General features: G+C 73.4%; 20 protein-coding genes. 13 read left to right on the forward strand and 7 right to left on the reverse strand.

Annotation, left to right across the window (positions count from 1 at the left end):
* Positions 1–125: 125 nt before the first annotated feature.
* Both ABZV34_RS22820 and ABZV34_RS22825 read right to left on the reverse strand, forming a co-directional pair.
* Entirely contained in the window at positions 126–977 is an 852-nt protein-coding gene (locus tag ABZV34_RS22820; RefSeq protein WP_356279516.1) for an isocitrate lyase/phosphoenolpyruvate mutase family protein, read from the reverse strand.
* Between the two features lie 89 nt (positions 978–1,066).
* A complete protein-coding gene (locus tag ABZV34_RS22825) occupies positions 1,067–2,869 on the reverse strand; it encodes a DUF2264 domain-containing protein (protein ID WP_356279519.1) in 1,803 nt (600 codons plus the stop codon).
* Between the two features lie 147 nt (positions 2,870–3,016).
* Here ABZV34_RS22825 and mmuM point away from each other — a divergent pair, with 147 nt between their 5' ends.
* On the forward strand, positions 3,017–3,961 hold the full coding sequence (gene mmuM / locus ABZV34_RS22830; RefSeq protein WP_356279522.1) for a homocysteine S-methyltransferase: 945 nt from the start codon (positions 3,017–3,019) through the stop codon (positions 3,959–3,961).
* Positions 3,962–4,097: 136 nt separating this feature from the next.
* On the opposite strand, the gene ABZV34_RS22835 is transcribed toward mmuM, so the two are convergent.
* Both ABZV34_RS22835 and ABZV34_RS22840 read right to left on the reverse strand, forming a co-directional pair.
* The gene (locus ABZV34_RS22835) at positions 4,098–5,720 is read right to left on the reverse strand and encodes a carboxylesterase family protein (RefSeq protein WP_356279525.1); all 1,623 of its coding nucleotides are present in this window, start codon (positions 5,718–5,720) and stop codon (positions 4,098–4,100) included.
* Between the two features lie 135 nt (positions 5,721–5,855).
* Positions 5,856–6,569 (reverse strand): ThuA domain-containing protein, encoded by a 714-nt coding sequence (locus ABZV34_RS22840; protein ID WP_356279528.1) that lies wholly within the window; start codon positions 6,567–6,569, stop codon positions 5,856–5,858.
* 88 nt (positions 6,570–6,657) lie between these two features.
* On the opposite strand from ABZV34_RS22840, the gene ABZV34_RS22845 reads away from it, so the two are divergent.
* Complete coding sequence (locus tag ABZV34_RS22845; protein ID WP_356279531.1) at positions 6,658–7,059, forward strand: VOC family protein; 402 nt, start codon at positions 6,658–6,660, stop codon at positions 7,057–7,059.
* Positions 7,060–7,095: 36 nt separating this feature from the next.
* Here the strand turns inward: ABZV34_RS22845 and ABZV34_RS22850 are convergent, their stop codons facing one another.
* Both ABZV34_RS22850 and ABZV34_RS22855 read right to left on the reverse strand, forming a co-directional pair.
* A complete protein-coding gene (locus ABZV34_RS22850; protein WP_356279534.1) occupies positions 7,096–7,788 on the reverse strand; it encodes a helix-turn-helix domain-containing protein in 693 nt (230 codons plus the stop codon).
* Positions 7,789–7,798: 10 nt separating this feature from the next.
* Complete coding sequence (locus tag ABZV34_RS22855; RefSeq protein WP_356279537.1) at positions 7,799–8,734, reverse strand: AraC family transcriptional regulator; 936 nt, start codon at positions 8,732–8,734, stop codon at positions 7,799–7,801.
* A gap of 103 nt (positions 8,735–8,837) precedes the next feature.
* Here ABZV34_RS22855 and ABZV34_RS22860 point away from each other — a divergent pair, with 103 nt between their 5' ends.
* Positions 8,838–9,698, forward strand: a complete 861-nt coding sequence (locus tag ABZV34_RS22860; RefSeq protein WP_356279540.1) for an NAD(P)H-binding protein — start codon at positions 8,838–8,840, stop codon at positions 9,696–9,698.
* 75 nt (positions 9,699–9,773) lie between these two features.
* Here the strand turns inward: ABZV34_RS22860 and ABZV34_RS22865 are convergent, their stop codons facing one another.
* Positions 9,774–10,946 (reverse strand): YihY/virulence factor BrkB family protein, encoded by a 1,173-nt coding sequence (locus ABZV34_RS22865; protein WP_356279543.1) that lies wholly within the window; start codon positions 10,944–10,946, stop codon positions 9,774–9,776.
* Positions 10,947–10,963: 17 nt separating this feature from the next.
* On the opposite strand from ABZV34_RS22865, the gene ABZV34_RS22870 reads away from it, so the two are divergent.
* The 10 genes from ABZV34_RS22870 (at position 10,964) to cysD (ending at position 20,898) form a co-directional block, all read left to right on the forward strand.
* Positions 10,964–12,598, forward strand: coding sequence for an acyl-CoA dehydrogenase family protein (locus tag ABZV34_RS22870; RefSeq protein WP_356279546.1), 1,635 nt, complete (start codon positions 10,964–10,966; stop codon positions 12,596–12,598).
* Between the two features lie 298 nt (positions 12,599–12,896).
* Complete coding sequence (locus ABZV34_RS22875) at positions 12,897–14,279, forward strand: GAF domain-containing protein (protein WP_356279549.1); 1,383 nt, start codon at positions 12,897–12,899, stop codon at positions 14,277–14,279.
* A gap of 81 nt (positions 14,280–14,360) precedes the next feature.
* Positions 14,361–15,728, forward strand: a complete 1,368-nt coding sequence (locus tag ABZV34_RS22880; RefSeq protein WP_356279552.1) for a hypothetical protein — start codon at positions 14,361–14,363, stop codon at positions 15,726–15,728.
* A gap of 116 nt (positions 15,729–15,844) precedes the next feature.
* A complete protein-coding gene (locus tag ABZV34_RS22885) occupies positions 15,845–16,417 on the forward strand; it encodes a GNAT family N-acetyltransferase (RefSeq protein WP_356279555.1) in 573 nt (190 codons plus the stop codon).
* Positions 16,418–16,549: 132 nt separating this feature from the next.
* Positions 16,550–16,633, forward strand: coding sequence for a putative leader peptide (locus ABZV34_RS22890; RefSeq protein WP_309500612.1), 84 nt, complete (start codon positions 16,550–16,552; stop codon positions 16,631–16,633).
* A gap of 135 nt (positions 16,634–16,768) precedes the next feature.
* Positions 16,769–18,463: a nitrite/sulfite reductase gene (locus tag ABZV34_RS22895; RefSeq protein WP_356279558.1), complete on the forward strand. Its 1,695-nt coding sequence runs from the start codon at positions 16,769–16,771 to the stop codon at positions 18,461–18,463.
* A complete protein-coding gene (locus ABZV34_RS22900) occupies positions 18,460–18,666 on the forward strand; it encodes a hypothetical protein (RefSeq protein WP_168530730.1) in 207 nt (68 codons plus the stop codon). The genes ABZV34_RS22895 and ABZV34_RS22900 overlap by 4 nt, the downstream gene beginning before the upstream one ends.
* Positions 18,663–19,382 (forward strand): phosphoadenylyl-sulfate reductase, encoded by a 720-nt coding sequence (locus ABZV34_RS22905; protein ID WP_356279561.1) that lies wholly within the window; start codon positions 18,663–18,665, stop codon positions 19,380–19,382. The genes ABZV34_RS22900 and ABZV34_RS22905 overlap by 4 nt, the downstream gene beginning before the upstream one ends.
* Before the next feature lie 2 nt (positions 19,383–19,384).
* The gene (gene cysC, locus ABZV34_RS22910) at positions 19,385–19,951 is read left to right on the forward strand and encodes an adenylyl-sulfate kinase (protein ID WP_356279564.1); all 567 of its coding nucleotides are present in this window, start codon (positions 19,385–19,387) and stop codon (positions 19,949–19,951) included.
* The gene (gene cysD / locus ABZV34_RS22915; protein ID WP_356279567.1) at positions 19,948–20,898 is read left to right on the forward strand and encodes a sulfate adenylyltransferase subunit CysD; all 951 of its coding nucleotides are present in this window, start codon (positions 19,948–19,950) and stop codon (positions 20,896–20,898) included. Before cysC ends, cysD begins: the two co-directional genes overlap by 4 nt.
* The last annotated feature ends 1 nt before the right edge of the window (position 20,899 follow it).

A 20,899-nucleotide genomic window follows, 5' to 3' on the forward strand; every position in this document is an offset into this window, starting at 1 on the left:
CCACGGAGGACGACTTCCATGCCTGATCGCCGAGCTCAGCGGCGGCCGTTTCGCCGAGTTCCCCGGCGGTCACCTCGGCGTCATCGAGCACCCCGTCCCGTTCGCGGACCGGCTCACGGCCCTCTTCACCGGGGCGGCCGGGGGTCGCCAGTGCCGCCGGGCTGCCCCTCGTCCCCCCGGCTGAACCCCTGGACCGCGTCGTACGTCGGCGCCGTGCCCCGCGCCGGACGGCCGGCCCGGATGTCCCGCACGGCGTCGAGGACCGCGCCCAGCGCCCGCCGGTAGAGGAACGAGCCGAGGCTGACCCTGCGTACGCCGAGGTCGGCGAGGTGCGCGAGGGACGGCCCGGACGGCGAGTAGAGGATGTTGAGCGGCACGTCGAGGCTCTTCACAAGGGCGGAGATCCGGGCGGGGTCGGTCAGGCCCGGGACGAACACACAGTCGGCGCCCGCCTGTTGGTAGAGGTCGAGGCGGCGGAGCGTCTCCCGTTCGTCCGTGCCGTCGCCGAGCCAGTGGGTGTCGGTGCGGGCGTTGACGAAGAGGTCAGGTACGGCGGCCCTGACCGCCGCGATCTTGGCCGCGTGCGACTCGGCGGGACCGAGCCCGTCCTCGAGATTGACACCGACGACCCCCGCGGCGGCCAGTTCGCGTGCCAGCCCGGCCACCTCGTCGGGGTCCTGTGCGAAGCCGTCCTCGGCGTCCACGGACAGCAGGTACGGGCCGGCGGCGAGCCGCCGGGCCAGGCGCACCGTCAGGTCCCGGGTCGCCGCGGCACCGTCCGGCAGCCCGGCGGCGGCCGCCACACCGAGACTCGTCGTCCCGATCGCCTCGAAGCCCTCGGCGGCGAGGAGGGCCGCGGAGGCGTGGTCCCAGGCGTTGGGCAGCAGCAGCGGGGCACCGGTGCGGTGGAGTGCGGCGAAGGGGGCCGGGCGGGAGGCGGGGCGCCGGATTCCCGCGGTGGGCTGGTCGGCGTTCATGTTCCCCACGCTAGCGGTACGACCTTTCGGCGCCGGCCGAACCGTGTCCGCCGGCGCGCGAGCGGGCGATCACCGGCGCGAACGGGCGATCACAGGGGCGCCACCGACCACGACGACGCCGTGGAGGGCCCGTCCGCGGCGCCGAAGCGGAATCGCGCCGCCGGACCGGAGGCCCAGCTCACGCTTACGTCGAACGCCCCTTCCACCGTCACGGACACCAGCTCGTCGAGGGGCCGGGGATCCGGCTCGGCGGTGAGCCGGGCGAGGGCGACGAAGAGGGTCGCGTCGTCTCCCATCGCACCGGCCCCCTCCAAAAGGCCGTGCAGGGAGAGGAGTTCGGAACGCGCCGAGAATCCGTGCGGCCAGCCCGTCACGCGCACCGGTGTTCCTGGAGCGGCTCCCGCCACCAGGTGTGCCCGCACCTCGACCGCGCCGTGCGCGACGACGAGGCTCGTGACCCGGACGCCGTCCCCGTTCGTGTGCCGGGACGCCACCCAGCCGCTCCCGGCGCCCAGCGGCTCGATGCGCGTACGGCTCGGGTCACCGCCGACGATCACACTGTTGTCGCGGAGGGGGCTGCCGCCGGCCGGGGCGCCGCCGTCGGCCGGGGCACCGGAGTCCGTCGAGGCGCAGGCGTCGTCCTGCGCCGAGGGCCGGGTGACCGTCGAGTAGGCGAGCCGCGTGTAGTACGGGTCGTAGCGGACGTCCTCGCTGCCATGGTTGTGGAGGCGGACCAGACCGTCCGAAGCGGTCGTCTGGAGCAGCCAGTTGGGCGGGCCGACGGGGGTGACCGCGTCGGCGCGGTCCGTCGGGCCGGGCTCCTCGCGGGCCGTCCACACCTCGTCGTCGGGCGGGAGGAGCAGGCCGAGGAAGCCCTTGCTCGCCCAGTACGGGGACGCGGGGCCCGAATAGCCCTGCAGGACCGACTCGTCGGGGCCGTGCCAGCCGAGGGTGAGCAGCCCCCGGCCGTCGACCGCGCCCCGGTCGAGGAAGTGGCGCAGAACACCGGACGCGAGGCGCCGGGTCGCTCCCGGCGCCAGGGGCGTACGACCCGTCAGGGCGCCCAGCCACATCGGCGCGGCGGTCGCGAATCGGTAGGTGAGGGAGCGGCCCTGGTGCACCGGGGCACCGTCGGCGCCGAACAGCCGCGCGTAGTCCTCGAGATGACGTGCCAGCCGGCCGCCGTACAGGTCGAGCAGCCGCTCGTCTCCGGCCAGCCGGGCGTGCAGCACCGGATACAGGTGCATCGCCCAGCCGTTGTAGTAGTCGAAGGCGCGGCCGGGACCGTCGCTGTACCAGCCGTCGCCGAGGTACCACTGCTCGATGCGGTCCAGACCGCGGTCGACCGCGGCGCGCGCGGCCTCCGGCTCGTGGCCGATCTCCGCCAGGAACCCGCCCACCGTCACCGGGAACAACTCCCAGTTGCAGGGCCAGGGTTCGGCGGTCAGCGCGTCGCCGAGCCACCCCGCCGCGCGCTGCCGTACGGCGTCGTCCAAACGGTCCCACAGCAGTGGCCGGGTCAGCCGCAGGGCCAGGGCGACGGACGCGGCCTCGACGAGCGGCTGGCTACGGTCCCGGACCCGCGGCCAGACACCGGCCGTTCCGGCGGCGAGGCCGTCGGCGTAGCGTTCCAGGACCTTCTCGTCGCGGCGGAGGGCGGCCAGGAGCAGGGTGCGCGCGTAGCCCTCCAGACCGTCGGAGAGCCTGCCGGACCAGCTCGTGCGGTCCGCGGGCAGGTGGTAGAGCGCGCCGTCGCCGGTGGCGTACGGGGCGACCGCCGCGAGCAGGGAGTCGGCGGCCGCCTCCCAGTGGGCACGCGTGCAGCCGGTGTACGGGCTGAGGGCGCGGTCCTCGGGGAGTGCGAGGAACGACGGCGGCGAAAGGGGCGGCATCGGCGGACTTCCTTTCTGTGCCGTGGCGTCCGTGGCATCCGTGGCATCGGATCCGTGCCGTGGGAACGACGAAAAGGTAGAGGTGGGGTACGGGAAGGTCAACGGGGCCCGGCGGGCGTCGCCCCGCGGATCGGCTAGCGTCGTGGCATGACCAGCGACGCCTCCCGCAGTGACCGGCCCCACACCCTCGCCGACGCGCTCGTGTCGGGAACGGTGGTCCTGGACGGCGGGATGTCCAACCAGCTCGAGTCCGCCGGACACGATCTGAGCGACGAGCTGTGGTCGGCGCGGCTGCTCGCGGAGCGGCCGGAGGCGATCACCGAGGCCCATCTCGCCTACTTCGAGGCGGGCGCGGACGTGGCGATCACCTCCAGCTACCAGGCCACCTTCGAGGGCTTCGCGAGGCGCGGCATCCCGCACGAGCGGGCGGCCGGACTGCTGCGCCTCAGCGTCGGATCGGCGCGCGAGGCGGCCCGGCGGGCGCGGGCGCAGGGGGTCACACGGCCCCTGTGGGTGGCCGCGTCGGCCGGCCCGTACGGGGCGATGCTCGCGGACGGCTCGGAGTACCGGGGCCGGTACGGGCTGAGCGTGGCCGAGCTGGAGCGCTTCCACCGGCCGCGCCTGGAAGTGCTGGCCGCCGCCGCGCCCGACGTGCTGGCCCTGGAGACCGTGCCGGACACCGACGAGGCCCGGGCGCTGCTGCGGGCGGTGCGCGGGCTCGGCGTACCAGCATGGCTGTCGTACAGCGTCGCCGGTGACCGTACCCGGGCCGGGCAGCCCCTGGAGGAGGCCTTCGCCGTGGCAGCCGACGCGGACGAGATCATCGCGGTCGGTGTGAACTGCTGCGCGCCCGAGGACGTGGACGGCGCGGTCGCGACGGCGGCGCGGGTGACCGGCAAGCCGGTCGTGGTCTATCCGAACAGCGGTGAGGTGTGGGACGCGGGGGCCCGCGCGTGGAGCGGACGCTCGACGTTCACCGCCGAGCAGGTGACCGGCTGGCGGCGGGGCGGGGCCCGGCTGGTCGGCGGTTGCTGCCGGGTCGGCCCCGCGGCGATCACGAGGATCAGGGAGTCGCTGACCTCAGGACGGTGACGGCCGCGCGACGCGGGCGGGTGAGGAAGACCCGTGTCCGCCGGTCGCTCACGCGAACCCGCCGGGTGATCCCGCGGACGGACGACCTGACGACCGGACGACCGGGCCTCTTGCGCGGGCCCGGGGGTGGCCGGCGTCAGGACCGAGGGGTTCCGCCGGAGCGACGCAGACGGCGTGCGGCCGACAGCGGCGCGGCTGTCCGTGCGGGCGAACCGGCGCGAGGGCGCGACGCGGGTGGGGACTCCGGACCGCCGAACGGACCCCGGGCGCTCGCGGGCTTGCTCAACTCAGCTGCCCAGAGCGCGAGTTCACGGTCACGTGGCCCGTGGACGGTGTGCGGTTCCCCCGCGCCGAACACACGGACCGGATGGGTGGTGTCCCAGGGCTGCCAGCCGGGGTCACCCTCGGCCGCGAACCGCACCCAGGCCGCGTGCATCGCGTCGGCGAGTTCCCGCGGGGCGCCCTCGCCGGCGAGCATCGCCGACTCCGGTGCCCCGGCGGTGTCGAAGACGAAGCCGAGCTCCAGGGCGTGGCAGGCGCCGAGGCGGGGCACGTTCGAGGGCCAGGCGAACTCGTAGGCGTACGAGCGGGAGTGCCCTCGGCGGGCGTCCGCGAGCCGGTGCAGCGGGACCCTCAGGAGGTGGTCGGTGACCATCTGGCCGACGAGGTCGCCGGTGCTCGCCGCCGGGTGGATCGCACGGTAGCCGCGCGGCACCTCGTGCCCGCAACGGCAGCGGGCCATGGCTCCGGCGACGGCGAGGGCACCGAGCCGGTCGACGCGTTCCAGCAGGCCGCCGGGGACCAGCCACAGCCGGTACTCCTCACCGGTCCAGCCGAGAAGCAGGTCGACGCCGGGGGCGGCGCCCGCCAGGAGGGCCTCCAGCGGGTCGCGCGGGACCAGGTCTCCGTCGACGACGATGCCGAAGGAGGGCCCGCCGAGCAAGGGGCTGCTGAGCCGGCTCACCTCCGCCTGGGTGCGCAGCAGCAGGCCGCGGTCGACGGCGGCGAACGCCTCGGCCGTCGCCGGGACCTTCAGCCGGGCGGCCATCCTGCGGACCATCCGGCGCACCTTGTCCCGGTCGGCCGTCTCCGGCGGGCCGCTCTGCAGGACGGCCCGGTGGAAGAGTCCCCGGGCATGGGGACCGGCGAGCAGCGCGCCGATGCTGACGGCGCCCGCGGACTCCCCGAAGACGGTCACGCGGCCGGGGTCGCCGCCGAAGCGCGCGATCGAGGCGCGCACCCACTCCAGGGCGGCGAGCTGGTCGCGCAGGCCCGGGTTGGCCGGCCGGTCCGGGAAGAGACCGTAACCCTCCACGCCGAGGCGGTAGTTGAGGGAGACCAGGACGACTCCGTCACGGGCGAAGGCGCGGCCGTCGTAGACGGGCACGGCCGACGAACCGCGGGTCAGCGCCCCACCGTGGATCCACACCAGTACGGGGAGCCGGGCACCGGGGCCCGGTTCCGGCGTCCACACGTTCAGGTTGAGGCAGTCGTCGCCGGGCACGACGGGGTCGGCCAGCAGCCGCGCGAAGGCCTCCGAGTACGGCGGTTTGGGCGGTGTCGGCCCGAAGGAGCCCGCGTCGCGCACGCCGTCCCAGGGCTCGGGGGGCACCGGCGGCCTGAAGCGGCGCGGGCCGAACGGCGGGGCCGCGTAGGGGATGCCGCGGAAGACGGCGATGCCGTTCTCGTACCTGCCGCGCACCGCTCCGTAGGGGGTGGTGACCACCGGATCCGTCTGCCGTACCGCGTCCGCCGCCATCCGACCACCAGCTCCTCGCCGCTCGCGCATCCTTCCCGGCAGAGCATCACATCCCTTCCGGCCGTTCGCGCGCAGGCGTCCGTCCGGCGTCCGGCCCGAGGCCCCCGGACGGCGCACACGGGCGCGGTTACCGCGTCACGCGCCGGGGTCCGACCGGCCGGACCCCGCTACTGGAGCCCGCTGAACGGAGCCGGCCCGGCCGCGGGCGGCCCAGGTGATGCCGCCGAGCAGGTGGGTGCGGAAGTCCAGGTCCCCGTAAGCCTGCGCGGTGTGGCCGAGCGCGGTGTAGAAGACCCGGCCCGCTCCCTGCTCGCGGCACCACACGAGCGGGTGGTCGTCGCCCATGCCGCCTCCCTCGTAGGAGGATTCGTCGGCGCGCACGAGCACGCGCGCCGAACCGTCCGGTCCGGGGCGGAAGTCGTACCACTCGTCGGTGAACTCCCAGACCGGAGGCAGGTGTCGGGTCGCCGGATGCGTGCGGTCGCCGACGAGGGCCCGGCCCGGCTGGAGGTCGGGGTGCCGGTCGAAGCGCGCGCCGAGCAGTTCGCCGTAGTACGGCCAGTCGTACTCGGTGCAGGCGGCCGCGTGCACACCGACGAACCCGCCGCCGCCCTCGACGTACGCCGCGAGCAGGGTCCGGCCCGCCGGTGTCAGCACGTCGCCGCTGGTGGAGAGGAAGACCACGGCGGCGTACGCGTCGAGCGGCCGCTCGAAGAGGCCGGGGTCCTCGGTGGCGACGACGTCGAACCCGTGGGCGTCGCCGAGGGAGCGTACGGCGGCCACGGCGGCCGGGATGGAGTCGTGCCGGTAGGCGGTGGTGCGGGTGTGGACGAGCACGCGGTAGGCCATGAGGGCGAGACTATTCCGCCGCGGCCCGGCGCTCCGGCTGTCCGATTCCTTCAAGACCCGCGCCCCGCCGTCCGCCTACCGTGCTCCCATGACTCCACGATTCGATGTGATCGGCCTGGTCGCCTCCGACATGGCCGCCACGCTCGCCTTCTACCGCCGTCTCGGTCTCGTCTTCCCCGAGGGAGCCGAGGACCAGCCGCATGTCGAGGCCGCGCTGCCCGGCGGTCCGCGGCTGGCGATCGACACCGAGGAGACGATCCGGTCGTTCCACCCGGGGTGGCGGCCTGCGGCCTCCGGGGGCGGCCGGACGTCGCTCGCCTTCCTCTGTGACAGCCCGGCGGAGGTCGACTCCGTGTACGAGGATCTGGTGGGCGCCGGTCATCACGGTGAGCTCAAGCCGTGGGACGCCGTGTGGGGCATGCGGTACGCGGTCGTGCACGACCCGGACGGCAACGGCGTGGACCTGTTCGCGCGGCTCCCGGAGAAGTAGCCCCGCACCCGACGGCGGCCCTGCGGCCAGGGGCTCTCAGACGCGCGCGAGCAGTTCGCCCAGCGGCATGCCCGCCAACTCCTTGACGTCCCGGGCCAGATGCGGCTGGTCGGCGTAGCCGGACCGGACGGCGACCTCCGCGAAGGGGACACCGTCCCACGCGAGGGCGAGGGCCCGTTGCAGTCGCAGGACCCGGGTCAGTGTCCTGGGTCCGTAACCGAAGGCCGTCAGGGAGCGGCGGTGCAACTGGCGTGTGCTCAGGCCCAGTCGGGCGGCCGTGGCCGCCGCCGGCCGTCCGGCGTCCAGGGCTGCCACGATCTCCCGCACCAGCGGATCGGGGGGCCCGGTGCCCGCCGCCCGGTCCAGCGCGACCTCTTCGAGCGCGGTGACGGGGTCGGCGGCCGCGTCGATCCGCGCGGTCAGGCGCCGTACCTCGGCGGCGGGCCACAGATCGGCCAGATCCACCCGCAGGTCGCGGAGTTCGTCCGCGGGGACACCGAGGAGGGCGGGCGCCGTACCGGGGAAGAACCGGACCCCCGCCCAGCCCGCGGGCGCGCCGCCGGGAACGTACGCGCGGGTGTCGGGACCGGCGACCAGCAGCCGGCCCTCGGTCCACAGCAGGTCCATGCAGCCGTCCGGGAGCACGGGCCGTGCGGCCGCGGCGGGCGTGGACACGACGCGGCTCCATACCACCGCGCCGGGCAACCGGGACGCACGCTCCACGTACACGGACGCCAGGCTACGCCGCCCGGGTCCGGTGTTCCTGCGGGCTGATCCCGTACACCCGTTTGAAGGCGCTGGACAGGGCGAACGCGCTGCCGTAACCGACCCGGCGGGCGATCGCCTCGAGGGTGTCGTCCGTCTCGCGCAGCCGGTCGGCGGCCAGGGCGAGGCGCCAGCCGGTGAGGTACGTCATCGGGGGCTCGCCCACGAGTTCGCCGAAGCGCCGGGCCAGCGCGGCCCGCGAGACCCCGGCCCTCGCGGCGAGCGCCGCCACCGTCCAGGGGTGCGCCGGGTCGTCCTGGAGCAGCCGCAGCACCCGTCCGACGACGGGGTCCGCGAGCGCCCGGTACCAGGCCGGGGCCGCCGCCTGCGGACGGGAGAACCAGGCGCGCAGCGCGGTGATCATCAGCAGGTCGAGCAGCCGGTCGAGGACGACCTCCTGGCCCGGCGCGTCGCGCGCCATCTCCTCGGCGAGGAGGGGCGTGAGCGGGCAGTCCCACTCGTCCTGGGTGAGGGAGAGCAGTGGCGGGAGCGCGCCGAGCAGCCTGCCGCTGATCTCGCCCCGCATCATGTACGTCCCGATCAGCAGCACCGTGGAGCCGTCGGGGCGCTCGCCCCAGCTGCGCACACCGAGGTCCCAGTGGCCCTGGAGCGAGCGTCCGTCGGGGTAGGCGCACTCCCCGCCCGGCAGGATCACCGCCTGCGGCGCGGTTCCGGGGTCGTCGGCACAGGTGTACGGGTCCGGGCCGCGGGCGATGGCGAGGTCACCGGCGCGCAGCGGGAGTCGCTCCCCCTCGTTCGGTGTGATCCAGGCCCGGCCGCGGACCACGAGGATGATCGTCAGGGGTGCGCGGTCCTCGACGCGTACGCACCAGGGCGGGTCGAAGGCCGCCCTGATCAGGAAGGCGCCACGTGCCCGGGGGCCCTCCAGCAGGCCGGCGAGTGCGTCCATGGCGCCAGCGTAGACGGCCCCGTCGCGCCGTCGTGGACGTCCGCTTATGGGAACGAGCCCTTCAGCGATGGGACCCCGGCGCGCGCGGCGCTTGACTGACGGTATGACGGATCACACGGCACATGATCAGGACATCCGCGCCGCGCGGGACATGACGGTGGTGGTGACGGGGGCGTCGGGGCGCACCGGCCGCCGGGTGGCGGGGGCCGCGCGGGCGGCGGGGCTCACGGTCCGGGCGGTCTCCCGCGCCCGGGGTTTCGACTGGACGGACCGGTCGACGTGGGCGGACGTCCTGCGCGGCGCGGACGCGGCGTATCTCGCCCACCCGGCCGACATCGGCTCGCCGGCCGCGGCCGGGGCGGTCGGCGCCCTGGCGCGGGAGGCGGTCGGGCTCGGTGTGCGGCGGCTGGTGCTGCTGTCGTCGCGGGGCGAGGAGCAGGCCGGCCCGGCCGAGGAGGCGCTCAGGGCGTCGGGCGCGGACTGGACGGTCGTGCGGGCCGCCTGGTTCGCGCAGAACTTCAGCGAGGGCCCGCTGGTGGACGGGCTCCGGCACGGTGAGCTGGTGTTCCCGGCCGGCGAGGTGCGCGAGCCGTTCATCGACGTGCGGGACATCGCGGACGTCGTGGTGGCCGTGCTGACCGCGGGTGACCGGTACACGGGCGAGGATCTGGAGGTCTCGGGGCCCCGGCTGCTGTCCTTCCGCGAGGCGGTCGCGGAGATCGCCGGGGCGACCGGCGGTGAACTGGTCTATGTCCCGGTGACGGCGCGGGAGTACGGGGAGAGCCTGGCCGGTTTCGGCGTGCCGCCCGAGGAGGCCGAGTTCCTCGTCGGGCTCTTCGGGAGCCTCCTCGACGGCCGCAACGCCCGTCTGTCGGACGGGGTGCGGCAGGTCCTGGGCCGCGAGCCGCGCGACTTCACGGACTTCGCCCGGGAGGCCGCGGCGGCGGGAGCGTGGAAGGCCTGAGAGCGCCGGGCGCCCGCTTCTCCGGCGGGAACGGAGGACACACACGAAAGGGCGGAGCGGTCGGCCGGGGCGAGGTCACCCGGCCGGCCGGCCGCCCTCGCCGTCGTGGTTCTTGTGGGGGTGGTGCGTGCTCCTCACATGGCCCCGGAGCCGGGACGTCACGTCCTCCGGGGGCAGGAAGCGCGACCAGCGCTCGGGGAACTCGGAGGGCATGTCCGGGTCGTCGGGGTCGGGGTCGGGGTCGGCGGCGAGGGAGGCGGCCGCGCGGGCCACGTACTCGGCGGCCTGCTCGTGGCGCAGCCGTTCGTTGGCGGCGCGGGCCGCGGCCGTGGCGGCGGCCGGCCAGACCCGGTCGATCGCCGCGTTGACCGCGGCACCCACCAGGACCGCGAACGCGGACACGCCGATCCAGAGGAGGACGGCGACGGGCGCGGCCAGCGAACCGTAGATCGTCGGGCCCTCGACCGTGCTGGTCAGGTAGATCCGGAGCAGGAAGCTGCCGAGGACCCACATGGCGAGCGCGACCAGGGCGCCCGGCACGTCCTCGACCCAGGGCGAGCGCACCGGCACGGAGACGTGGTAGAGCGTGGTGAGGAAGACGACCGAGAGCACGATGACGACGGGCCAGTACAGCACCTGCACGAGCGTCGCCGACCACGGCACGATCTGCACCACCGCGTCCGGGCCCGCGACCATCAGCGGCAGGGCGATCGAGCCGATCAGCAGCGCCACGACGAAGAGCAGGAACGACATCATCCTGGTCTTCACGATCCCGCGGGTGCCGTCGAGGCCGTACATCACGGTGATGGTGTCGACGAAGACGTTCACCGCGCGCGAGCCCGACCACAGGGCGAACAGGAAGCCGATGGAGATGACGTCGGGGCGGCCGCCCTTCATCACGTCGTGGAGGATCGGTTCGGCGATCTGGTGCACGCCCTTGTCGGTCAGGACCGTGCGGGACGCCTCCAGGATGTTGGACTCCAGGCTCGCGATCGAGTGCGCGCCGGTCCAGTCGTCCACGTAACCGAGCAGCCCGATCAGGCTGAGCAGCAGGGGCGGCACGGACAGCAGGGTGAAGAAGGCGGACTCGGCCGCCAGCCCCAGGATCCGGTACTCCATGCAGGAGTTGACGGTGTCCTTGAGCAGCAGCCAGGCGGTCCTGCGCTTCGACACGTTCCTGTACAGCGCGCGAGCGCGGTGGAAGCGGCCCGAGGGAGGCCGTTCAGGTGTTTCTTTTGCCTGGTGCACATCCTTACCGTATCCGTATGGCAGCCAGCACCCACACCGTGACCAACCAGGCTCCGCCCCTGGTCGGATATGACGTCTTTGCCGCCGACCGAGCCCTCGTGGAGGCGGTCGAGCGGCACCTGGATCCACAGCTTCTCGAGGAGGCGCGGGACGAGCTGACGACGCTCGGCCGCACGACCGGTTCCGCGCAGGTGCAGGAGTGGGGGGCGCTCGCCAACGAGAACCCTCCGAAGCTGCGCACCCACGACCGCTACGGCAACCGTGTCGACGAGGTCGACTTCCACCCCTCCTGGCACCGGCTCCTCGGCAAGGGGGTCTCGGCCGGGCTGACGGCCGCCTGGTCGCGCCCCGGCGGACATCTGAGGCGGGCGGCCGGGTTCATCGTCTGGACGCAGGCCGAGGCGGGCCACGGCTGCCCGCTGTCGATGACGCACGCGGCGGTGCCCGCGCTGCGCACGGACCCCGCGCTCGCCGCCGAGTGGGAGCCGCGCCTGACCTCCACCGTCTACGACCAGGGGCTGCGGCCCGCCGCCCAGAAGGCCGGGGTGCTCTTCGGGATGGGCATGACGGAGAAGCAGGGCGGCAGCGACGTACGGGCCAACACCACGGAGGCACGGCCGCTGGCCGAGGACGGAACCTATGAACTGACCGGGCACAAGTGGTTCTGCTCGGCGCCCATGTCGGACGGTTTCCTGGTGCTGGCGCAGGCCCCGGGCGGCCTGACGTGCTTCCTGGTGCCGCGGGTCCTGGAGGACGGGACCCGCAACGTGTTCCGCATCCAGCGGCTCAAGGACAAGCTCGGCAACAAGTCGAACGCGTCCAGTGAGGTCGAGTTCGACGGGACCTGGGGGCGCCGGGTCGGCGACGAGGGCCGCGGGGTGCGCACCATCATCGAGATGGTCTCGGCGACCCGGCTCGACTGTGTGCTCGGTGCCGCCTCGCTGATGCGCCAGGCCGTCGCGCAGGCCGTGCACCACAGCGCCCACCGGGAGGCCTTCGGCGGAAAGCTGATCGACAAGCCGCTGATGCGCAACGTGCTGGCGGACCTGGCGCTGGAGTCGGAGGCGGCCACGACGCTGGCGATGCGTCTGGCGGCCGCGTACGACGACGGCGGCGAGGAGGAACGGGCGTTCCTGCGGCTCGCGGTGCCGGCCGCCAAGTACTGGGTGACCAAGCGGTGCACGCCGCTGGCGGTGGAGGCGCTGGAGTGCCTGGGCGGCAACGGGTACGTCGAGGAGTCCGGCATGCCGAGGCTGCTGCGCGAGTCGCCGCTCAACTCCATCTGGGAGGGCGCGGGCAACGTACAGGCCCTCGACCTGCTGCGCGCGCTCCAGCGCGAACCGCAGGCGCTGAACGCGTTCCTGCGCGAGGTGGGCCTGGCCCGCGGCGCCGACCACCGGCTGGACGGCGCGATCAAGAACCTGCTGGCCGAACTCGCCGATCTGGACGGCATCGAGGCGCGTGCCCGCCGCCTGGTGGAGCGCATCGCCCTGGTGCTCCAGGGTTCGCTGCTCGTCCGGTACGCGCCCCCGGAGGTCGCCGACGCGTTCTGTGCCTCACGCCTGGGCGGCGACTGGGGCTCGGCCTTCGGCACCCTGCCGCACAGTCTGGATCTGGCCACGGTGGTGGAGCGGGCGCGTCCGGTGTCCTGAACCGGAGGCGCGGGGGTGGTGCTGCGCCGACACGGCACCACCCCCGCTCTCTGGCCCCGTCGCGAGGAGCATGAACGCCGCACGGGCGGCGTTGCTCAAGTTTCGGACTCCGTACGACTGTTCGCCAGGGTTGCAGAGGGTTGCAACTTTCGCGCGGAGTGTGTGCGGACCGCGTCCCTCCGTCGCCGCCGGGCGGCACTATGAGAACCACAGTCAGTACGGGGTGGAGTTCCCTTGGCCGGAAAGGGCCGAGCGTCCGGTCGTCCGCCACCGTGCGCCGTCCGCCCGGGGAGGAAGAGTGGCGCACCCGCCGATCGACGTGACACGGCTCGCCGCCCTGGACGCCGCGCAGGCGGCCCGTGTGCTGGGCGAGGTGCGCGAGGCCACGCTGGCCGGACATCCGGCCCGTATCGCGCCGCGCCCGGTGATCGGCCAGTCCTGGGAGCGCATGCTGCGCGGCGGCGTCGACCCGGACCACGACGTCCGGTCGGGGCTGCTCGTGCGCGACGAGGTGGAGCGGCGGCGGCAGACCTCGGAGCTGCGGCATGTACTGCCGGTGCTGCGCGAGGGGCTGCTCTCGGTCGCGGACGCGGCCCATCACATCGTGGTGGTCGCGGACCAGGAGGGCCGGGTGCTGTGGCGCGAGGGCTGCGCGTCGGTGCTGCGCAGGGCCGACGGGTTCGGTCTCGAGCCCGGTGCGGACTGGCGCGAGAGCGTCGTCGGCACCAACGGGGTGGGCACTCCGCTGGTCACCCGCCAACCCGTACAGGTGTTCTCCGCCGAGCACTTCGTGCGCACCCATCACTCGTGGACGTGCGCCGGTGCCCCGGTCACCGACCCGCGCGACGGCAGTCTGCTCGGTGTGGTGGACGTGAGCGGGCCGCTGGACACCCTGCACCCGGCCACCCTGGCGCTGGTCGGCTCGGTCGCCGGACTCGCCGAGGCGCGGCTGCGCGAGCTGCACCTGACCTCGCTGGAGCGGTTGCGCGCGGTGGCGGCGCCCGTGCTGGCCCGGCTCGGCGGACGCGCGATCGCCGTCGACCGGGACGGCTGGACCGCCGCGGTCACCGGGATGCCGTACACGAACCGCCTCGCGCTGCCCAAGGAGCCGAGCGCCGGGCGGGGTTGGCTGCCGTCGCTCGGGACGTGCTTCGTGGAACCGCTGCCCGGCGGCTGGCTGGTCCGGGCCGACGATCCGGCGCCCCGGCGGCCCGCGCGGATCGTGCTGGACCTGGCGCAGCCGCGCCGCTGGTCGGTGACGGTCGCCTCGGACGCGGGAACCTGGTGCCAGGAGCTGACCCCCCGGCACGCCGAACTGCTCTATCTGCTGGCGGCGCGCCCGGCCGGCCGCAGCGCCGCGGGCCTCGCGGACGACCTGTTCGGCGACTCCGGCCGCACGGTGACGGTACGGGCCGAGATGTCGCGCGTACGGCGGTATCTCGGGGCCTTCCTGGAACACCGGCCGTATCGTTTCTGCGACGACACCGAGGTGGAGTTGAACCTCCCCGACGATCCCCGGGACCTGCTCGCCCACTCGACGGCACCGGCGGTACGCAGGGCGCGCGTCGCGGGACCCCCTTGTACCGCACCGGGGGCCGCCGCGTCCCCGGAGAACCACAAGGAGCGTATTTCGGGACCGTCTTCGGGGGTCCTCGACCAGGTACGCCGCTCCCTGCCGTAGCATCCCCTCACAGGCCACCCCACCCGTCTCTCCGTCAACGTACTGATCATGAGAGGCAGTTGGCCTTCCTCGGGAGGACGCATGAAGCAGCGCGGCAGGCATCGCCGACAACGGAGGGGACAGGCGCTGCGCGCCACCCTCGCCGGAACCGCCCTGGCGCTCACCGCGGCCGCCACGCTGATCAGCACCTCCCAGGCCACCGGCAGCAACAGCCCCGGGTCACTGACCCCGCTCAGCTCCGCGGCGGCGGCCGGCGGCTTCCGGCTGCACGAGAACCTGGTCGCCGCGGACACCCTCGCCACGCTCACCAGGAGCATGGGCGGGAACGTCGGAGTCCCGGGCGTCCTCGCGGACACCGACCACGTGATGCGTGACCGGGCGGAGTGCTCCGGCACCGAGCGGGCCGCGCTGCCCCTCGAACCCGTCGCCACACGGGCGTACTGCTGGGCCGGGGACGACGCCCGCACCCGGCAGTGGCGGCCCGCTTCCGTCACCACCTCCGGCGACGACGGCCAGTGGGGCGGGCAGCGCGTCATGATGGCCGGCTGGACGCACGACGACCGGACGGCGGGCACGACGGCCGGGGACCGGGGCCTGGCCCGGATCGCCCTCATCGACGCGAGCGACCCACGGGCTCTCACCTACCGCTGGGTGCTGCTCGTCGCCCCGCGCGACGGGGGCCGGGACTTCGGCGCGGTCCGCTCCCGGATGGGCGGCATGGTCTGGTACCAGGGCAAGCTGATCGTCACCGGGCGGGGCGGCGCAGGCCCCGACGACGCGCTGCTCGTCTTCGACCTGCACCACATCCTCAAGGCCGGTGTGAACAGCGGAGCGGTCGGCAGGGTGCGGGGCGGCTACTCCGCGCACGGCTACCAGTACGTACTGCCCGCCGTCGGCTCGTACAGCCCGGCGGGCGGCACCTGCGGCTCCTCCGGCGGGACGGTCCCCTGCTTCGGTTCGCTCTCGCTGGACCGTACGTCGACGCCGGACAGCCTGGTCGCCACGGAGGCGACCGGGGCGGGCGGCGGCGAGCGCACCCGGATCTGGCGCTACCCCTACAGCACCGGCGCGGGCCGCGAGGGCCTGCTCCGCAGCGACTCCCTGGGCCGGGTCGACGCCGACGAGGCCTACACGACCAAGGCCGCCGGTCTGTCCGGCGTCCTGTCGCACACGCCCGCCGGGGCGCGCAGGGCCGACTGGTACGTCGGCCACACCCCCGACAGCGGCGGCCGGCACGGCACCCTGTGGCGGCAGAGCGGAAGCCGCGCCGAGGCGGTGCGGTGCAGCGGCGACCAGTCGTACGCCTGCTGGGGGCAGCACACCGCCTCCCTGTCGTACTGGCAGGAGACCGGCGAGCTGTGGACCCTGAGCGGCGCGGGCTCGGACACGACGCCGGAGCGGACGCTCTACGCGGTGCCGCTGACGTCGGTGGACGGTTCGCTGGGCTAGCCCGTACCGCCCAGCGACGGTGGTCATCCCGGTGAGGGGTGGCTCGCCGCCGGTTGCGGTGGGGGGCGGCGGGGTCGGCCTTGGAGGGGGCCGGGCGGCCGTGGTTCCCTGACCTCATGAGCAACGTCACTGTGACCACCTGGTCCCTGGAGCAGACGGCCCCGGCCGACCTGCTCCCCGCGGTCGCGCCCGACGGGGACGTCCGGATCGTGCGCGCCGAGGTCTCCTCGCCCGAGTTCAGCCGCTTCCTGTACGCCTCGGTCGGCGCCGACATCCGCTGGACCGACCGGCTGGACTGGACGTACGCGCAGTGGGAGCGGTTCCTGGACCGGCCGGGCGTGGAGACCTGGGTCGCCTACGACCGGGGGACGCCCGCGGGCTACGTCGAGCTGGAGCCGCAGGACGACGGCGTCGTGGAGATCGTCTACTTCGGCCTGATCCCGGCCTTCCGCGGCCGGCGCATCGGCGGCCACCTCCTCTCGTACGGGGTCGCGCGGGCCTGGGACCTGGCGGAGCGCGTGCCGGGGCGGGCCGAGACCAAGCGGGTCTGGCTGCACACCTGCAGCCTGGACGGGGAGCACGCCATGGACAACTACCTGCGGCGCGGGTTCAAGCTCTTCGACACCGAGGTCGAGGACATGGCGGACATGGCCACTCCGGGCACCTGGTCCGGGGCGCGGGCGGTCTGACCTGCCACGGCGGTGCCCGGGAGAGGGCCGGCCGAGTGACCGATACCGCCCTTGTCCCACCACTCGGGACAAGGGTGTCCAGATGATGGATGATGGTGGACTCCCCCGAGATGCCCGTGACACGCTTCCGTCATGTCCGGAACTGGAATTGCCTTGGTGAGTCGGCGGCACGTCGACCTCGGCCGCATGTCCAGCGCCATCTGTCCGGCGGGCTGACAGCCCCGGCCGAGCCGGCATTCCCCCCTTTCGCCTCTCTCCGCGCAATGGCGCGCGCGTACGTCCGTACGTGCCCATGTGCGCGCTCGAGAGCGCCCTCCTTCCTGTCCCGCAGTCCCGAAGGACGTATCAACCATGGCCGCCACCCCGCAGAATCCCGACGCCGCGCCCCGCCGCAAGGTGAGCCGTCACCGCGGTGAGGGGCAGTGGGCCGTGGGTCACTTCACCCCGCTCAACGGGAACGAGCAGTTCAAGAAGGACGACGACGGTCTCAACGTGCGGACACGCATCGAGACGATCTACTCCAAGCGGGGCTTCGACTCGATCGACCCCAACGACCTCCGCGGACGGATGCGCTGGTGGGGGCTGTACACCCAGCGCAAGCCCGGGATCGACGGCGGCAAGACCGCGATCCTGGAGCCGGAGGAGCTGGACGACAAGTACTTCATGCTGCGCGTCCGTATCGACGGCGGCCGGCTCACCACCGACCAGCTGCGCGTCATCGGCGAGATCTCGCAGGAGTTCGCGCGCGGCACCGCCGACCTCACCGACCGGCAGAACGTGCAGTACCACTGGATCCGCATCGAGGACGTCCCGGAGATCTGGAACCGTCTGGAGGCCGTGGGCCTGTCCACGACCGAGGCCTGCGGTGACACCCCGCGCGTCATCCTCGGCTCGCCCGTCGCCGGGATCGCCGAGGACGAGATCATCGACGGCACCCCCGCGCTCGACGAGATCCACCGCCGGATCATCGGCAACAAGGACTTCTCGAACCTGCCCCGCAAGTTCAAGTCCGCGATCTCGGGCTCGCCGCTGCTGGACGTCGCCCACGAGATCAACGACATCGCGTTCGTCGGCGTGAACCACCCCGAGCACGGTCCCGGCTTCGACCTCTGGGTCGGCGGCGGTCTCTCCACCAACCCGAAGATCGGACAGCGCCTCGGCGCGTGGGTCCCGCTGGACGAGGTCCCGGACGTCTACGAGGGCGTCATCTCGATCTTCCGCGACTACGGCTACCGCCGGCTGCGCACCCGCGCCCGCCTGAAGTTCCTGCTCGCCGACTGGGGTGTGGAGAAGTTCCGCCAGATCCTGGAGGACGAGTACCTGGAGCGCAAGCTGGTCGACGGCCCCGCGCCCGAGCAGCCCGTCGCCCGCTGGCGCGACCACGTCGGAGTGCACCGGCAGAAGGACGGCAACTTCTACGTCGGCTTCGCACCGCGCGTCGGCCGGGTGGACGGCACCACCCTCACCAAGATCGCCGAGCTGGCGGGGGCCCACGGCTCCGGCCGGCTGCGCACCACCGTCGAGCAGAAGATGATCGTGCTCGACGTCGAGGAGAGCCGGGTCGACTCGCTGGTGGAGGGTCTCGAAGCCCTCGGCCTGACCGCCCGGCCGTCCACCTTCCGGCGCGGCACGATGGCCTGCACCGGTATCGAGTACTGCAAGCTCGCGATCGTCGAGACCAAGGCCCGCGGTGCCTCCCTCATCGACGAGCTCGAACGGCGTCTCCCCGAGTTCGAGGAGCCGATCACCATCAACGTCAACGGCTGCCCGAACGCCTGCGCCCGTATCCAGGTCGCGGACATCGGTCTCAAGGGCCAGCTGGTCCTCGACGACCGGGGCGAACAGGTCGAGGGCTTCCAGGTGCACCTGGGCGGCGCGCTCGGCCTGGAGGCCGGCTTCGGCCGCAAGGTCCGCGGCCTCAAGGTCACCTCGGACGAGCTGCCCGACTACGTCGAGCGGGTCCTCAAGCGCTTCCAGGCGGGGCGCGCGGACGGCGAGCGCTTCGCCGCCTGGGCCTCCCGGGCCCCCGAGGAGGACCTGACATGAGCGAGCGCGCCGCACCGTTCTACTGCCCGTACTGCGGAGACGAGGATCTGCGCCCCAGCGAACAGGGTCACGGCGCGTGGGAATGCGCGGCGTGCAACCGAGCCTTCCAGCTGAAGTTCCTCGGGCTGCTGGCCCAAGGCGTGAACCGCGCCTCTCACCAGGGGAACGTCCGGCGCGACGAAGGCGGAGGGGACGAGATATGACAACCGTTCAGGAAGACCGCGACACCCGGGACTTGAGGAGCATCGCCGAACAGGCCGGGCGCGACCTCGAGGACGCGTCCGCCCTGGAGATCCTCCGGTGGGCCGTGGACACCTTCGGCACGAAGTTCTGCGTGACCTCCTCCATGGAGGACGCGGTCGTCGCCCATCTCGCCTCCCGTGCCCGCCCCGCCCGCGGTCCGGTCGACGTGGTCTTCCTCGACACCGGCTACCACTTCCCCGAGACCATCGGCACCCGGGACGCGGTCGAGGCCGTGATGGACGTCAACGTCATCACGCTCACCCCCCGGCGGACGGTCGCCGAACAGGACGCCGAGCACGGACCCGCGCTGCACGACCGCGACCCCGACCTGTGCTGCGCCCTGCGCAAGGTCAAGCCCCTCGAAGAGGGCCTGACGTCGTACGACGCCTGGGCGACGGGCCTGCGCCGCGACGAGTCCCCGACCCGGACGAACACCCCGGTCGTGGGCTGGGACGAGAAGCGGCGGAAGGTCAAGATCTCGCCGATCGCCCGCTGGACGCAGGACGACGTGGACGCCTACGTCACCGAGCACGGCGTGCTCACCAACCCGCTGCTGACGGACGGTTACGCCTCCGTCGGCTGCGCGCCCTGCACCCGCCGCGTCCTGGAGGGCGAGGACGCGCGCGCCGGCCGCTGGGCGGGGCGTTCCAAGACCGAGTGCGGGCTGCACGGCTGACCATGACCGAGATCGCGGAGAACCAGGAGAACCAAGTGACCGGAGCCACGATCTGGCTCACGGGTCTGCCGAGTGCCGGCAAGACCACCATCGCCCGCGAGCTGGCCGGCCGGCTGCGCGAGGAGGGCCACCGCGTCGAGGTCCTCGACGGCGACGAGATCCGCGAGTTCCTCTCGTCGGGCCTCGGCTTCTCGCGCGCCGACCGCGACACCAACGTGCGGCGCATCGGATTCCTCGCCGAACTCCTCTCCCGCAACGGCGTCAAGGCGCTGGTGCCGGTCATCGCGCCGTACGCGGACAGCCGGGAGGCCGTGCGGAAACGTCACGGGGCTGGTGGCACCGCCTATCTGGAGGTGCACGTGGCGACCCCGGTCGAGGTGTGCTCCGTACGTGATGTGAAGGGGCTGTACGCCAAGCAGGCCGCGGGCGAGATCTCGGGACTGACCGGCGTCGACGACCCCTACGAGGAGCCCGAGGCGCCCGATCTGCGCATCGAGTCGCACACCCAGTCCGTGCAGGAGTCCGCGGCCGCGCTGCATGCGCTGCTCACCGAAAGGGGTCTCGCATGACGACCGCAGCCACTGTGTCCGAGGCGGCCGGCGACTCGGAGGACGCCGGCCCCTACGCGCTGTCGCACCTGGACGCGCTGGAGTCCGAGGCGGTGCACATCTTCCGTGAGGTCGCGGGCGAGTTCGAGCGGCCGGTGGTCCTCTTCTCCGGCGGCAAGGACTCCATCGTCATGCTGCACCTGGCGCTGAAGGCCTTCGCCCCCGCAGCCGTCCCCTTCTCGCTGCTGCACGTCGACACCGGGCACAACTTCCCGGAGGTCCTGGAGTACCGCGACCGCACGGTGGCCGCCCACGGCCTGCGCCTGCACGTCGCCTCCGTACAGGACTACATCGACCGCGGCGTCCTCAAGGAGCGTCCGGACGGCACCCGCAACCCCCTGCAGACCGTGCCGCTGACCGAGAAGATCCAGTCGGAACGCTTCGACGCCGTGTTCGGCGGCGGACGCCGCGACGAGGAGAAGGCCCGCGCGAAGGAACGTGTCTTCTCCCTCCGCGACGAGTTCTCCCAGTGGGACCCGCGCCGCCAGCGTCCCGAACTGTGGCAGCTCTACAACGGGCGCCACGCCCCCGGCGAGCACGTCCGCGTCTTCCCTCTCTCCAACTGGACCGAGCTGGACGTCTGGCAGTACATCGCCCGCGAGCACATCGAACTCCCCGAGATCTACTTCGCGCACGAGCGCGAGGTCTTCCAGCGCGCCGGCATGTGGCTGACCGCCGGCGAGTGGGGCGGTCCGAAGGAGGGCGAGACGACCCAGAAGCGGCGGGTCCGCTACCGCACCGTCGGCGACATGTCCTGCACGGGCGCCGTCGACTCCGACGCGACCACGCTGGACGCCGTGATCACCGAGATCGCCGCCTCCCGGCTCACCGAGCGGGGCGCCACCCGCGCCGACGACAAGATGTCCGAAGCCGCGATGGAAGACCGCAAGCGCGAGGGGTACTTCTAGT

It is taken from the genome of Streptomyces sp. NPDC005195 (genome assembly GCF_040608315.1).
In the GTDB taxonomy this organism is placed as follows: domain Bacteria; phylum Actinomycetota; class Actinomycetes; order Streptomycetales; family Streptomycetaceae; genus Streptomyces; species Streptomyces kaempferi.

Excerpts from the sequence above, each read along its gene's own strand:
- ABZV34_RS22820 (WP_356279516.1), bottom strand. The coding sequence starts at position 977 with ATGAACGCCGACCAGCCCACCGCGGGAATCCGGCGCCCCGCCTCCCGC.
- ABZV34_RS22825 (WP_356279519.1), bottom strand. The coding sequence starts at position 2,869 with ATGCCGCCCCTTTCGCCGCCGTCGTTCCTCGCACTCCCCGAGGACCGC.
- mmuM (WP_356279522.1), top strand. The coding sequence starts at position 3,017 with ATGACCAGCGACGCCTCCCGCAGTGACCGGCCCCACACCCTCGCCGAC.
- ABZV34_RS22835 (WP_356279525.1), bottom strand. The coding sequence starts at position 5,720 with ATGGCGGCGGACGCGGTACGGCAGACGGATCCGGTGGTCACCACCCCC.
- ABZV34_RS22840 (WP_356279528.1), bottom strand. The coding sequence starts at position 6,569 with ATGGCCTACCGCGTGCTCGTCCACACCCGCACCACCGCCTACCGGCAC.
- ABZV34_RS22845 (WP_356279531.1), top strand. The coding sequence starts at position 6,658 with ATGACTCCACGATTCGATGTGATCGGCCTGGTCGCCTCCGACATGGCC.
- ABZV34_RS22855 (WP_356279537.1), bottom strand. The coding sequence starts at position 8,734 with ATGGACGCACTCGCCGGCCTGCTGGAGGGCCCCCGGGCACGTGGCGCC.
- ABZV34_RS22860 (WP_356279540.1), top strand. The coding sequence starts at position 8,838 with ATGACGGATCACACGGCACATGATCAGGACATCCGCGCCGCGCGGGAC.
- ABZV34_RS22870 (WP_356279546.1), top strand. The coding sequence starts at position 10,964 with ATGGCAGCCAGCACCCACACCGTGACCAACCAGGCTCCGCCCCTGGTC.
- ABZV34_RS22880 (WP_356279552.1), top strand. The coding sequence starts at position 14,361 with ATGAAGCAGCGCGGCAGGCATCGCCGACAACGGAGGGGACAGGCGCTG.
- ABZV34_RS22885 (WP_356279555.1), top strand. The coding sequence starts at position 15,845 with ATGAGCAACGTCACTGTGACCACCTGGTCCCTGGAGCAGACGGCCCCG.
- ABZV34_RS22890 (WP_309500612.1), top strand. The coding sequence starts at position 16,550 with ATGTCCGGAACTGGAATTGCCTTGGTGAGTCGGCGGCACGTCGACCTC.
- ABZV34_RS22895 (WP_356279558.1), top strand. The coding sequence starts at position 16,769 with ATGGCCGCCACCCCGCAGAATCCCGACGCCGCGCCCCGCCGCAAGGTG.
- ABZV34_RS22900 (WP_168530730.1), top strand. The coding sequence starts at position 18,460 with ATGAGCGAGCGCGCCGCACCGTTCTACTGCCCGTACTGCGGAGACGAG.
- ABZV34_RS22905 (WP_356279561.1), top strand. The coding sequence starts at position 18,663 with ATGACAACCGTTCAGGAAGACCGCGACACCCGGGACTTGAGGAGCATC.
- cysC (WP_356279564.1), top strand. The coding sequence starts at position 19,385 with ATGACCGAGATCGCGGAGAACCAGGAGAACCAAGTGACCGGAGCCACG.
- cysD (WP_356279567.1), top strand. The coding sequence starts at position 19,948 with ATGACGACCGCAGCCACTGTGTCCGAGGCGGCCGGCGACTCGGAGGAC.